The following is a 12601-nucleotide window of genomic DNA, read 5'->3' on the forward strand; positions in this document are numbered from 1 at the left end:
ATGCTGATCGATTTCTTCTTTACCCTCAAGGACGCCAGGATCCCGGTGACGATCAAGGAGTTCCTGACCTTGCTCGAAGCCATGCAGCGCCAGGTCAGCACGGCGTCGATGGACGACTTCTATTACCTGTCGCGCCTGACGCTGGTCAAGGACGAGGCCCACTACGACAAGTTCGACCGCGCCTTCGCCCAGTACTTCAAGGGCATCAACGCCGCCTTCGAGGGCAATAGCGCGATCCCGCTGGACTGGCTGGTCAAGCGCATGCAGCGCGAGCTGAACGAGGAACAGAAAGCCCTGCTGGAAAAATTCGGCTACGACAAGCTGATGGACCGGCTGGCCGAACTGCTGAAGGAGCAGAAGGAGCGCCACGAGGGCGGCAGCAAGTGGATAGGCACGGGCGGCACCTCGCCGTTCGGCAACGGCGGCACCAATCCCGAGGGCGTGCGCATCGGCGGCAAGGGCGGCAACCGCACCGCGGTCAAGGTGTGGGAAGCGCGCGCCTACAAGGACTACGACGGCGAACGCGAGATCGGCACCCGCAACATCAAGGTGGCGCTGCGCCGCCTGCGCAAGTTCGCGCGCCAGGGCGCCGAGGAGGAATTGGCGCTGGACGCCACCATCCGCGCCACCGCCAACAACGCCGGCTACCTCGACATCAAGATGCAGCCCGAGCGGAAAAACAACATCAAGGTGCTGATGCTGTTCGACGTCGGCGGCACCATGGACGATCATATCGAGCGCACCGAGGAACTGTTCTCGGCCGCCAAGACCGAGTTCAAGAACATGGAATTCTTTTACTTCCACAACTGCGTGTACGACTACATGTGGAAGAACAACCGCCGCCGCAACTCGGAACGCTTCCCGACCTGGGACATCCTGCGCAAATACCCGCCGGACACCAAGCTGATCTTCGTCGGCGACGCCACCATGAGCCCCTACGAGGTGCTGCAGCCGGGCGGCTCGGTCGAATACAACAACGAGGAAGCCGGCAGCGCGTGGCTGACGCGCTTCACCGGCGCCTTCCCCAAGTTCGCCTGGCTCAATCCCGAGCCGGAGGGCGTGTGGCAGTACCGGCAGTCGATCTCCATCATCCAGCAGCTGATGAACCACCGCATGTTCCCGCTGACCATGGATGGCCTGGAGCGGGCCATGCGTACGCTGAGCAAATAAAAACCGGGCCGACACAAGTGTTGCCCGAGTAAAACAATGTAAAGATTCTCTATATACAATTTTAAACAAATATTAACTTGTCATCGTATCGTACGACGTATAGCCTGTCTTTTCTTTATCCTGTCGGCCCCGACCCAGCCTACAAAAGAGACCGCACGTTCCCATGCTACGCACAAGAAAACTACAACTCCGCCTGCGCCGACTGCTGCGCAACGCCAGCGCCCGGCTGATGCTGGCCGGCCTGCTGACGCTGGAAGCGCTGATCTTCCTGCTCGATATCGACACCGGCTCCGGCATTTCCTTCGCTCCCTTCCTGGTGGCGCCGACCGCGCTGGCGGCCTGGTTCCTCGGCCGGCGCGCGGCGCTGCTGTTCGTCGTGCTGTCGAGCGTGGCGCGGGTGGTCGACTACACGCTGATGCGCGCGCGCCACGAAAATCCCTATCTGCTGGCCTATGACCTGTTGCAAAGCGCGGCGCTGTACGGCCTGGTCGCGCTGCTGGTGTTGTATTTGCGCCGCCAGGTCGATGCGCTGCGCCGCCATGCGGCCAAGATCCGCGACACCGCGCGCCGCGAACGCCACCGGCGCCTGCTCGATTCGGCGATCCGGCGCGCGGTGCCCGAGGATGTCGACGCCATCATCCGCCTGACCACCTCGGGCGGCGAGAGCGGCGGCTTCGACCAGTCCGTCACCGACAACGTGCGGCAGGCCGCGCTGACGGCCACCTTCACCGCCGGCATCGTCGACGGCGCCGCGCTGCGCGACCTGTGGAGCGGCGGCCAGAGCACGGTGCCGATCGAGTTCTGGGTGTGCGAGATCGACGGCCGCGTGGTCAGCTACATGATGATACTGGGCGTGGACGGGCAGAAGAGCATGCAGCGCGAGCTGCACGCGATGGTGGTCGAGGACAGCTGCCGCGGGCGCGGCGTGGGCAGCCAGATGGTCGATTTCTTTTGCGCGCACTACAAGCACCGGCGCCTGCTGTCGGCCTGCCGCGACGGTTCGGCGATGATGCAGATGCTGAGCCGGCGCGGCTTCGCGCTGATCGCCCGCAGCGACCAGGGCTACCAGATCCTGGCGCGCGACTAGGCGCGCCCGCCGCTCACGCCGGCAATTGCAGCCGGTAGCCGACCGCCGTCTCGGTCAGCAGGTAGCGCGGCTGGGTGGGGTCGGCTTCCAGCTTGTGGCGCAGGTGGCCCATGTAGATGCGCAGGTAGTGGCCGTTCTCCGATTGCGACGGCCCCCACACGGCGCGCAGCAGCTGCGGGTTGCTCATCACGCGGCCGGCGTTGGCCACCAGCACCGCCAGCAGCCGGTACTCGGTCGGCGTCAGGTGCACATGCTCGCCGCCGCGCGTGACGCGGCGGTTCTGCAAATCGACCACCACATCGCCGAACTGGATCAGGCCCGCGCTGTCGGCGGCCGGCTGGCGCTGGCGCCGCAGGGTGGCGCGCACCCGCGCCAGCAACTCGCCCACGCCGAACGGCTTGGTCAGGTAATCGTCGGCGCCGGCGTCCAGCGCGCGTATCTTGTCGGCCTCGTTGACGCGCGCCGACAGCACGATCACCGGCACGCTGGACCACTTGCGCAAATCGGTCATGAAGTCGACGCCGTCGCCGTCCGGCAGGCCGAGGTCGAGCACCACCAGATCCGGCTTGCGGGTGCCGGCGTCGATCAGGCCGCGCTGCAGGGTGGCCGCCTCGTGCACCTGCCAGCCCTCCTCCTCCAGCGCGCTGCGCACGAAGCGGCGGATCTGCGGTTCATCTTCCACCAGCAGGGCGGTGGGCGCGCTATCGGGCGTGGTCATAAGCTTCCTTCGATTTCCAGTTCCGGCATGGCCGGCGGTGTGCCCAGCGGCAGCGTGATGACGAAGGCGGCGCCGCCCAGCGGCGACGCCGCCGCGTGGATGCGGCCGCCGTGCGCTTCGACAATGGCGCGGCAGATCGCCAGCCCCAGTCCCACGCCGGGCTTGGCCGACTCGCGCTCGCCACGGGTGAATTTTTCAAACACGGCTTCCTCGCGTCCGTGCGGCAGGCCGGGACCGTCATCATAAACGATGACGTCGATCCATGCGCCGCGCAGTTCGGCGGCGATCTCGATGCGCGAGCCGGGCGGCGTGTACTTGGCGGCGTTTTCCAGCAGATTGCACAACACCCGTTCGATCAGCACGGCGTCGTAGCTGAGCAAGGGCAGATCGGCCGGCAGGCGGGTACGCACGACGTGCCCCTGCAACTGCGAGCCGCTGGCGCGCAGCGCGCTGCCGACCACCTCTTCCAGCGCCTGCCATTGCAGGTTGAATTTGACTTCGCCGCTCTGGATGCGCGCCATGTCGAGCAGGTTGGACACCAGGGCGCTCATGCGCAGCGCTTCGTCGTGCAGCAGCGCCGCCACTTCCAGCTGGGCCGGCGCCAGCGGCGGCCGCGAGCCGGCCAGCGTTTCCGACAGGCCGACCAGCGAGGTCAATGGCGTGCGCAGATCGTGCGACAGCGCCGCCAGCAGCGAGTTGCGCAGCCGTTCCGATTCCATGTTGACCAGCGCGTTCTGCGCCACCTCGATGTAGTGCACCCGCTCCAGCGCGATGGCGGCCAGCGCGGCGAAGGTGTCGAGCTGCTGGCGCTGTTCCGGGATCAGTATCCAGCGCCGGTGCTGCGGCTCGATCGCCAGCACGCCGCGCGTGCGCATCGGCGCCACCAGCGGCAGGTAGAAGATGCGGCTGGCCGGCAGCGTGTCGGTGCCCAGGCCGGCGCTTTCGGCGCGGTCGTAGGCCCACTGGGCGATGCCGGTGTCGAGCACCGACAGGTGGGCGCGGCTGGCGATGTCGGCGGCGCTGAGCGGCGGCAGTTGCAGGCGGCCGTCGTCGTCCGGCACCAGCAGCGTGGCGCGGGCGCGGAAGGCGTGCTGGATGCAGCGCTGGGTGGTTTCGAAAATCTGCTCGGTCTGCAGAGCGCCCGACAGTTCGCGCGCGAACTCGTACAGCGCGCGCGAACGCTGCTCGCGGTGCGAGGCCACGCGCGCCTGGAAGCGCAGGTCGGATGTCAGGTGGCCGGTGATCAGGCCCACCGCCAGCATGACGATGAAGGTAATCAGGTACTGGAAATCCGAGACGGCGAAGGTGAAGCGCGGCGGCACGAAGAAGAAGTCGAAGCAGGCCACGCTGACGCAGGTGGCCACCACCGACGGCCCGCGTCCGAAGCGCACCGCCACCAGCACCACCACCAGCAGGAACAGCATGGCGATGTTGGCCAGGTCCAGCCAGGCCAGCAAGGGCGTGGCCAGCAGCGCGGTGGCGACGCTGGCCACGCTGGCCGCCGCGTAGCCGGTCACACGCCGGCGCAGCAGCGCCGTACTCTGCTCGTCGTCCGGGCCGCCGTTCGAGCCGCCCCCCAGGCCGCCATCGGCGCGGCCATCCGCGCGGGCATCGGCGCCGACGGCGCGCGCGGCAGCCGGCGTCTCCTTGCTGGGCGCACCGATTTCCACCAGGTCGATGTCGGGCGCGTAGCGCGCCAGGCGCTTGCCGTGGGGCTGGCGCCACGGCCAGGTCGGATGGGCGCGGCCCAGCACGATCTTGGACAGGTTGTGGCTGCGCGCGTAGTCCGCCGCCGCCAGCGCGATATCGTGGCCCGGCAGCACGGCGGTGGTCGCGCCCAGGTCTTCGGCCAGCTTCAGTGTCTTGAGGATTTGTTCGCGCTGCGCGGCCGGCAGCCGTTGCAGCGCCGGGGTTTCGATGTAGATCGCGTGCCAGCCGGTGCCCAGCTGGCTGGCCAGGCGCGCCGTGCTGCGCACCGTGTGCTCGCCGCCGGCGCGCGGGCCGACGCAGGCCAGCAGCGCGGCGCCGGTCTTCCAGATGTCGGCTATCGATTGCTCGACGCGGTAGGCGCGCACATCGTCCTCGATGCGGTCGGCGGTGCGGCGCAGCGCCAGCTCGCGCAGCGCGATCAGGTTCCCCTTGCGGAAAAAATTCTTCGATGCGCGTTCGGCCTGCTGTTCCTGGTACACCTTGCCACTGCGCAGGCGCGCCAGCAGCTCGTCGGCCGGCACGTCGACCAGCACCACTTCGTCGGCCTGGTCGAACACGGTGTCCGGCACGGTCTCGCCGACGCGGATGCCGGTGATGCCGCCCACCACGTCGTTCAGGCTTTCCAGGTGCTGCACGTTGACGGTGGTGAGCACGTCGATGCCGGCGTCCAGCAGTTCCTCGACATCCTGCCAGCGCTTGGGATGGCGCGAGCCGGGCGCGTTGGAATGCGCCAGCTCGTCCACCAGGATCAGCGGCGGCCGGCGCGCCAGCGCGCCGTCGAGGTCGAACTCGGCGAGGCGCTTGCCGCGGTGCTCGACCGCCCGCGGCGGCAGCACGTCCAGTCCCGCCAGCATGGCCGCGGTCTCGCTGCGGCCATGGGTTTCCACCACGCCGACCAGCACCGGCTGGCCGTCGGCCTGCAGCTTGCGGGCGGCGGCCAGCATGGCGTAGGTCTTGCCGACGCCGGCCGAGGCGCCGAAGTAGATGCGCAGCCTGCCGCGCGCGGCGCGGCGCTCCTGCGCCTGCACCTGGGCCAGCAGCGCATCCGGATCGGGACGGTCGGGACGCAGGCTATCGTTGGGGAACATGGACATCCGGCGATTCTACTGCTTCGGCGCCGGGCGTGCCTGGTCCAGCGCCAGATTGAGCGCCAGCACGTTGACGCGCGGCTCGCCGAAGAAGCCGAAGTACTGCTTCAGCCGCAGGCTGTCGACCAGCGCCAGCACCTGCTCGGCCGGCATCCGGCGGGCGGCGGCGATGCGGCCGGCCTGGTAGCGCGCGGCCGCCACGCTGATCTCGGGATCGAGGCCGCTGCCGGACGCCGTCACCAGGTCGACCGGCACCGGCGCGGTGTTGGCCGGGTCGGCCGCCTTGAGCGCTTCGATGCGGGCCTTGACCGCGTCGGCCAGCGCCGGGTTGTTCGGGCCCAGGTTGGAGCCGCTGGAACCGGCGCCGTTGTTGGGCATCGGCCCGGTGGCCGACGGCCGGCTCCAGAAGTACTGCGGCGACGAGAAGGCCTGGCCGATCAGCGACGAGCCGACCGCCCTGCCGTTGGCTTCGACGATGCTGCCGGCGGCCTGCGAAGGGAAGGCGGCGGTGCCGATGCCGCTGACGGCCAGCGGATAAACCACGCCGCAGATCAGCGTCAGGGCGGCGAACAGCACCAGGGCGGGACGAATATGGGATGACATGACAGCTCCAGAATAATAGTTGGCCGGGAATCCGTCATTCCCGCGAAGGCGGGAATCCAAACTGAGCTGCCCAGGATACTCAGCATGGGCTCCCGCCTGCGCGGGAGCGACGTGGTCACACAAGGTTGAGCGCCGACAGCAGCAGGTCGATCGCCTTGATGCCGATGAACGGCAGGATGATGCCGCCGATGCCGTACACCAGCAGGTTGCGGCGCAACAGCGCGGTGGCGCCGATGGCGCGGTACTGCACGCCCTTGAGCGCCAGCGGGATCAGCGCGATGATAATCAGCGCGTTGAAGATCACCGCCGACATGATGGCCGACGACGGGCTGGCCAGGTGCATGATGTCCAGCGCCTTCAGCTGCGGGTAGGTGCCGACGAAGGCCGCCGGGATGATGGCGAAGTACTTGGCGATGTCGTTCGAGATCGAGAACGTGGTCAGCGAGCCGCGCGTCATCAGCATCTGCTTGCCGATTTCGACGATCTCCAGCAGCTTGGTCGGATTCGAATCCAGGTCGACCATATTGCCGGCCTCCTTGGCGGCCTGGGTGCCGGAGTTCATCGCCACGGCGACGTCGGCCTGGGCCAGCGCGGGGGCGTCGTTGGTGCCGTCGCCGGTCATGGCCACCAGCCGGCCTTCGGACTGGTAGCTGCGGATCAGTTTGAGCTTGTCCTCCGGCGTGGCTTCGGCCAGGAAGTCGTCCACGCCCGCCTCAGCGGCGATGGCGGCGGCGGTCAGCCTGTTATCGCCGGTGATCATCACGGTCTTGATGCCCATGCGGCGCAGCTCGGCGAAGCGTTCCTTGATGCCGCCCTTGACGATGTCCTTCAACTCCACCACGCCCATCACCCGGCCGGCGTCGACCACCACCAGCGGCGTGCTGCCGCGGCGCGACACGTCGTCGACGGCGCGCGCCACTTCGGCCGGATAGGGCTGCCCCAGCGCCTCGACATACTGGCGCACGGTGTCGGCCGCGCCCTTGCGCACATGGCGTTCGCCGAGATCGACGCCGCTCATGCGGGTCTGCGCGGTGAACGGCACGAACACCGCCTGCAGCGACGCCATCTCGCGCTCGCGGATGTTGAACTTCTGCTTGGCCAGCACCACGATGCTGCGGCCTTCCGGCGTTTCGTCGGCCAGCGAGGCCAGTTGCGCCACGTCGGCCAGCTGCTGTTCGCTCACGCCGGGGGCGGCGAAGAAGGCCGAGGCCTGGCGGTTGCCCAGCGTGATGGTGCCGGTTTTATCGAGCAGCAGCACGTCGACGTCGCCGGCCGCCTCCACCGCGCGGCCGGAAGTGGCGATCACATTGGCCTGCATCATGCGGCTCATGCCGGCCACGCCGATGGCCGACAGCAGGCCGCCGATGGTGGTCGGGATCAGGCACACCAGCAGCGCGATCAGCACCGTGATGGTGATCGGCGTGCTGGTGACGCCTGCGGCGCCTGCCGCCGCCACCGAGAACAGCGAGAACGGCAGCAAGGTCACGGTGACGATCAGGAACACGATGGTCAGCGCCACCAGCAGGATGGTCAGCGCGATTTCGTTGGGGGTCTTCTGGCGCTTGGCGCCCTCCACCATCGAGATCATGCGGTCGAGGAAGGTCTCGCCCGGATTGGCGCTCACCTTGACCACCAGCCAGTCCGACAGCACGCGGGTGCCGCCGGTGACGGACGAGAAATCGCCGCCCGACTCGCGTATCACCGGCGCCGATTCGCCGGTGATGGCGCTTTCGTCGACCGAGGCCACGCCTTCGATCACCTCGCCGTCGATCGGGATCACGTCGCCCGCTTCGACCAGGATGTAATTACCCTTGCGCAGATCGAGCGCCGGCTGCGGCAGCCAGGTGGTGCCGTGTTTGGGGCTGGCCAGCTTCTTGGCGATGACGCTTTGCTTCAGGCTGCGCAGCGACGCCGCCTGCGCCTTGCTGCGGCCCTCGGCCATCGCCTCGGCGAAATTGGCGAACAACACCGTGAACCACAGCCAGACGGCAGTGGCCAGGATGAAGCCAGGCCGCGCCTCGCCGGCGCCGAACAGCGACTGCACATACAGCCCGGTGGTGATGATGCTGCCGACGTAGACCACGAACATCACCGGGCTGCGCAACTGCGTGCGCGGACTCAGTTTGCGGAACGAATCGACGATGGCCGGCATCAGCAGCTCGGAATCGAACATCCTGAGCTTTTTGGCGGGCGGATTGGTAAAGAGCGTCATCTCTTTTTGCGTAGCGTGTGACATGGTGATTCCTTATTGGGCAAACAGCTGCAGGTGTTCGACCACAGGGCCGAGCGCCAGCGCCGGAACGTAATTGAGCACACCGACCAGGGCGACCACGCCGACCAGCAGGCCGATGAACATCGGGCCATGGGTGGGCATGGTGCCGGCATTGGCCTCCAGCCGCTGCTTGCCGGCCAGCGAACCGGCGATCGCCAGGATAGGCACGATCATGGCGAAGCGGCCGAACCACATGGCGATCGCCAGCATGGTGTTGTAGAACGGCATATTGGCGGACAGGCCGGCGAACGCGCTGCCGTTGTTGTTGGCGGCCGAGCTGAAGGCGTACAGGATTTCCGAGAAGCCGTGCGCGCCGGGGTTGGCGATGCCCGCCTTGCCGGCCTCGCACATGACGGCGATGGCGGTACCGGCCAGCACCAGCGTCGGCGTGACCAGGATGGCGATGGAGGTCATCTTCATTTCATAGGCCTGGATCTTCTTGCCCAGGTACTCCGGCGTGCGGCCTATCATCAGGCCGGCGATGAACACCGCCATGATGGCGAAGATCAGCATGCCGTACAGGCCGGAGCCGACGCCGCCGAAGATCACTTCGCCGAACTGGATCAGCAGCATCGGGATCATGCCGCCCAGCGGCATGAAGGAATCGTGCATGGCGTTGACCGCGCCGCAGGAAGCGGCGGTGGTGACGGCGGCGAACAGCGTCGAGGCGCTGATGCCGAAGCGGGTCTCCTTGCCCTCCATATTGCCGCCCGATTGCAGCGCGCTCATGCCCTGGTCGACGTGCAGCGCCTGCAGTACCGGGTGGGCCTGCTGCTCGGCGCTCATCACGGCGACGGTGCAGACCACGAACAGCAGCGTCATCGCGCCCAGCACCGCCCATCCCTGGCGGCGGTCGCCCACCATGCGGCCGAAGGCGAAGCACAGGCCGGCCGGGATCACGAAGATCGCCAGCATCTCCAGGAAGTTGGACAGCGCGGTCGGGTTCTCGTAAGGGTGGGCCGAGTTGGCGTTGAAGAAGCCGCCGCCGTTCGTGCCCAGCATCTTGATCGCTTCCTGCGACGCCACCGGGCCCATGGCGATGGTCTGCGTGGCGGCGGTCAGCGTTTCGGTCAGCGGTTCGCCCTTGGCGTCCTTCAACGGCTGGCCGTCGGCGCCCATCTTCGGCTGGGTGTAGGTCACGGCGTCAAGCAGCTGCACGTCCTTGTAGGCGGAGAAGTTCTGGATCACGCCCTGGCCGGTCAGCGCCACGGCCAGCACCAGCGACAGCGGCAGCAGCACGTACAGCGTGGAGCGGGTGACGTCGGCCCAGAAATTGCCGATCGATTTGGCGGAGCGCGACGAGAAGCCGCGTATCAGCGCGTAGGCCACGGCGATGCCGGTGGCGGCCGAGAAGAAGTTCTGGCAGGTCAGCACCAGCATCTGGGTCAGGTAGCTCATGGTCTGCTCGCCGCTGTAGCCCTGCCAGTTGGTGTTGGCGACGAAGCTGACGGCGGTGTTGAAGGCCGAGTCGGGACTGACGTTGGCGATCGCCTGCGGGTTAAGCGGCAGGAAGGCTTGCACGCGTTGCAGGCCGTAGGTCGCCAGCGCGCCCAGGCCGTTAAACAGCAGCAGCGCGATGGCGTAGGCCTTCCACGACTGGCCTTGCGGAGCGCCGTCCTTGCCGGCGATGCCGGCGGCGCGGTACAGCAGGGTTTCGAGCTTGCCCAGCCAGCCCATATAAGGCACGGCGCCGCCGTTGCCGACGCGCGCCAGCAGCGCGCCCAGCGGCCAGGCCAGCGCCAGCAGCGCGGCCAGGAAGGCCAGCAGCAGTATGGTCGATTGCATGGTCATCACAGATCCTCCGCTTTCAACAGGGCCGCCACCAGATACACCAGCAGGCCGGCCGACGCCACGGCGCCGATCAGGTAGAAGAGGTTCATGGCTGGCCTCCCAGCTTGTCGCAACCGATGGCGAACGCCACGCTCACGGCAAAAAAGACCACCATTGCGCCGATAAATACTATGTCCATCACACCCCTCACAGGTCTTGTTTTGATACTGAGAAGGTTAGCGATCGGCGTCTAAAGATGGTGTAAAGACTTGGGCATGGGGTGTAAACAAAGCGTAAAAATGGCTGGCATTTATGCTTTGTTTACAGGGAGGGGCCGACTATTTAGAACATTTTTACGGGGGCAGGAATACGCTTTTTCTGTCTCCACTTCGTAAAGAAAATATGCTTACCTCCCTACACGGCATCTGGGTGCCGCTGGTCACTCCGATGCATCATGGTGAAATCGATTTATCCCGTTTGCAGCACCTGGCCGCCGGTCTGGTCAAACAGGGGGCGCACGGGCTGGTGGTGTGCGGCACCACCGGCGAGGCGCCGCAGCTGGACCTGGCCGAGCAAGGCGCGGCGCTGGCAGCCGTGCTGGAAGTGGCGCACAAGCGCTGCCCGGTGCTGATGGGCATAGGCGGCAGCGACACCTACGCCGCCGCCAGCCGCGTGCTGCAATTCGATGACATGGAGCTGGCCGGCTATCTGGTGTCGACCCCGGCCTACGTGCGGCCGTCGCAGGAAGGCTTGCTGCGCCACTTCGAAACCATCGCCGCCTCCACCAGCCGCCCCATCGTGCTGTACAACGTGCCGGCGCGCACCGGCGTCAACCTGGAGCTGGCCACGGCCGCGCGGCTGGCCAGGCGGCCGCAGTTCGCCGCCATCAAGGAGGCCGGCGGCCGGCTGTGCCAGATCACCGGCCTGCTCGAACAGACGCCGCTGGCGGTGCTGTGCGGCGATGACGCGCTGCTGTTGTCGGCGCTGATCGGCGGCGGGCATGGCGCCATCTCGGCCTCGGCCCATATCCGGGTCGACTTGTTCGTGCAGCTGTACGAACTGGTGGAGCAGCAGCGCCTGCCCGAGGCGCGCGAGCTGTTCGCCCGGTTGCTGCCGCTGATCCAGCTGATGTTTTCGGAACCCAATCCGGCCCCGCTGAAGGCTGCGCTGGCGATGCAGGGCCTGCTGCGCGACGAACTGCGCCTGCCCATGACGCCGGCCACCAATGCCTGCAAGGCGCGCATAGCCACGGTGCTGGAAGCGCTGGACGCCATCCCCGTCTACACCGCAGCGGAGGCCATATGATCGTCGCCCTCACCGGCATGGACGGCAACGGCACCGTCTCCGACCTGGCCGAAGACCTGGCGATGCTGCGCGTGGCGGCCGGCAGCCGCGTACTGCTGGTCAGCCCCAATCCCGGCGCCTACGATCCGCAACTGTATGACGACCTGGTGATCGTCGCCTCCGACCGTGACGCCGATGCGGCGCTGGCGCGGGCGGCGGTGATCGTGGCGCTGGTGCGCCCGGCCGAAATCGAACAAGGCCATCACGCAGCCTTCCTGACCCGGCTGCGACGGGCGCAGGAAGCCAATCCCTGCGCCCGCGTGCTGGTGACAGTGGCCCACGGCAGCGAGCCGCTGACGCCCCACCAGACCGGATGCCTGCTGGTCTTCGTCGCGCAAATCCCCGGCGCGCGCCTGGCCGACACGCTGGAACTCGACCAGCGCGGCACCTACCACTCCCACCACAGCGAACTGGAACTGGACAGCCGCAAGACCGCCTACGTGCTGTGCGCCCCGGAAGTACGCCATCTCTACAGCGAAGTATTCCGCAGCCGCGCCGCCAGCGCGTATCGCTAAAAAGGGTTCATCGCGGATTGCCGGGAAACGCGGTGTTGGGCGCGTCCATGATCGCAAGGCGCCCGGTTCGCCGGCATGATCAGAGGACACGTGGGGTGGTTGCCGTTTTTTCGGGTTTTACTAGAACGCGATAACCACTGCTGCCTCATGATATCCCTCGATATTTCATCAGAGTTCGCACTAATCGGGAACTAACTGCTACTGAGCGGCTCTAACGAATAGAGGCCTAAAAATTTTAGTATCGGATAGCGTTCGATACGGAAATTTTAGTAAGTCTTAGGACGCTGTAGTCCCCCTTAGCGGTGGTTCGCAGCGCTTAGTCAA

General features: G+C 66.9%; 10 protein-coding genes. 4 read left to right on the top strand and 6 right to left on the bottom strand.

Going from position 1 to position 12601, the window contains the following annotated elements; genetic code table 11:
- Nucleotides 1-1170, top strand: a complete 1170-nt coding sequence (locus GEV02_RS31640; RefSeq protein WP_152841768.1) for a vWA domain-containing protein — start codon at nucleotides 1-3, stop codon at nucleotides 1168-1170.
- A gap of 163 nt (nucleotides 1171-1333) precedes the next feature.
- A complete protein-coding gene (locus GEV02_RS31645) occupies nucleotides 1334-2257 on the top strand; it encodes a GNAT family N-acetyltransferase (RefSeq protein WP_152841769.1) in 924 nt (307 codons plus the stop codon).
- A 13-nt stretch (nucleotides 2258-2270) separates the two neighbouring features.
- On the opposite strand, the gene kdpE is transcribed toward GEV02_RS31645, so the two are convergent.
- The 6 genes from kdpE to kdpF form a co-directional block, all read right to left on the bottom strand.
- Nucleotides 2271-2975 carry a two-component system response regulator KdpE gene (kdpE, locus tag GEV02_RS31650; RefSeq protein ID WP_152841770.1) on the bottom strand — a complete coding sequence of 235 codons (705 nt, stop codon included), beginning with the start codon at nucleotides 2973-2975 and terminating at the stop codon, nucleotides 2271-2273.
- Entirely contained in the window at nucleotides 2972-5773 is a 2802-nt protein-coding gene (kdpD, locus tag GEV02_RS31655; RefSeq protein ID WP_152841771.1) for a two-component system sensor histidine kinase KdpD, read from the bottom strand. Before kdpD ends, kdpE begins: the two co-directional genes overlap by 4 nt.
- A 15-nt stretch (nucleotides 5774-5788) precedes the next feature.
- On the bottom strand, nucleotides 5789-6376 hold the full coding sequence (gene kdpC, locus GEV02_RS31660; RefSeq protein ID WP_152841772.1) for a potassium-transporting ATPase subunit KdpC: 588 nt from the start codon (nucleotides 6374-6376) through the stop codon (nucleotides 5789-5791).
- 115 nt (nucleotides 6377-6491) lie between these two features.
- Nucleotides 6492-8588: a potassium-transporting ATPase subunit KdpB gene (gene kdpB / locus GEV02_RS31665; RefSeq protein ID WP_152841779.1), complete on the bottom strand. Its 2097-nt coding sequence runs from the start codon at nucleotides 8586-8588 to the stop codon at nucleotides 6492-6494.
- A 33-nt stretch (nucleotides 8589-8621) separates the two neighbouring features.
- The gene (kdpA, locus tag GEV02_RS31670; RefSeq protein ID WP_152841773.1) at nucleotides 8622-10439 is read right to left on the bottom strand and encodes a potassium-transporting ATPase subunit KdpA; all 1818 of its coding nucleotides are present in this window, start codon (nucleotides 10437-10439) and stop codon (nucleotides 8622-8624) included.
- Nucleotides 10439-10528: a K(+)-transporting ATPase subunit F gene (gene kdpF / locus GEV02_RS31675; protein WP_070272471.1), complete on the bottom strand. Its 90-nt coding sequence runs from the start codon at nucleotides 10526-10528 to the stop codon at nucleotides 10439-10441. The genes kdpA and kdpF overlap by 1 nt, the downstream gene beginning before the upstream one ends.
- Nucleotides 10529-10820: 292 nt before the next feature.
- Between kdpF and dapA the strand changes: the two genes are divergently transcribed.
- Nucleotides 10821-11723 (top strand): 4-hydroxy-tetrahydrodipicolinate synthase, encoded by a 903-nt coding sequence (gene dapA / locus GEV02_RS31680; RefSeq protein ID WP_152841774.1) that lies wholly within the window; start codon nucleotides 10821-10823, stop codon nucleotides 11721-11723.
- A complete protein-coding gene (locus tag GEV02_RS31685) occupies nucleotides 11720-12277 on the top strand; it encodes a hypothetical protein (protein WP_152841775.1) in 558 nt (185 codons plus the stop codon). Before dapA ends, GEV02_RS31685 begins: the two co-directional genes overlap by 4 nt.
- The last annotated feature ends 324 nt before the right edge of the window (nucleotides 12278-12601 follow it).

Source organism: Rugamonas aquatica, assembly GCF_009380215.1.
GTDB classification, from domain to species: domain Bacteria; phylum Pseudomonadota; class Gammaproteobacteria; order Burkholderiales; family Burkholderiaceae_D; genus Rugamonas; species Rugamonas aquatica_B.

Bases quoted from the DNA above. Each gene is read 5' to 3' on its own strand.
- dapA (WP_152841774.1), top strand. From the start codon at position 10,821: ATGCTTACCTCCCTACACGGCATCTGGGTGCCGCTGGTCACTCCGATG.
- kdpB (WP_152841779.1), bottom strand. From the start codon at position 8,588: ATGACGCTCTTTACCAATCCGCCCGCCAAAAAGCTCAGGATGTTCGAT.
- GEV02_RS31645 (WP_152841769.1), top strand. From the start codon at position 1,334: ATGCTACGCACAAGAAAACTACAACTCCGCCTGCGCCGACTGCTGCGC.
- kdpE (WP_152841770.1), bottom strand. From the start codon at position 2,975: ATGACCACGCCCGATAGCGCGCCCACCGCCCTGCTGGTGGAAGATGAA.
- GEV02_RS31640 (WP_152841768.1), top strand. From the start codon at position 1: ATGCTGATCGATTTCTTCTTTACCCTCAAGGACGCCAGGATCCCGGTG.
- kdpA (WP_152841773.1), bottom strand. From the start codon at position 10,439: ATGACCATGCAATCGACCATACTGCTGCTGGCCTTCCTGGCCGCGCTG.
- kdpC (WP_152841772.1), bottom strand. From the start codon at position 6,376: ATGTCATCCCATATTCGTCCCGCCCTGGTGCTGTTCGCCGCCCTGACG.
- kdpF (WP_070272471.1), bottom strand. From the start codon at position 10,528: ATGAACCTCTTCTACCTGATCGGCGCCGTGGCGTCGGCCGGCCTGCTG.
- kdpD (WP_152841771.1), bottom strand. From the start codon at position 5,773: ATGTTCCCCAACGATAGCCTGCGTCCCGACCGTCCCGATCCGGATGCG.
- GEV02_RS31685 (WP_152841775.1), top strand. From the start codon at position 11,720: ATGATCGTCGCCCTCACCGGCATGGACGGCAACGGCACCGTCTCCGAC.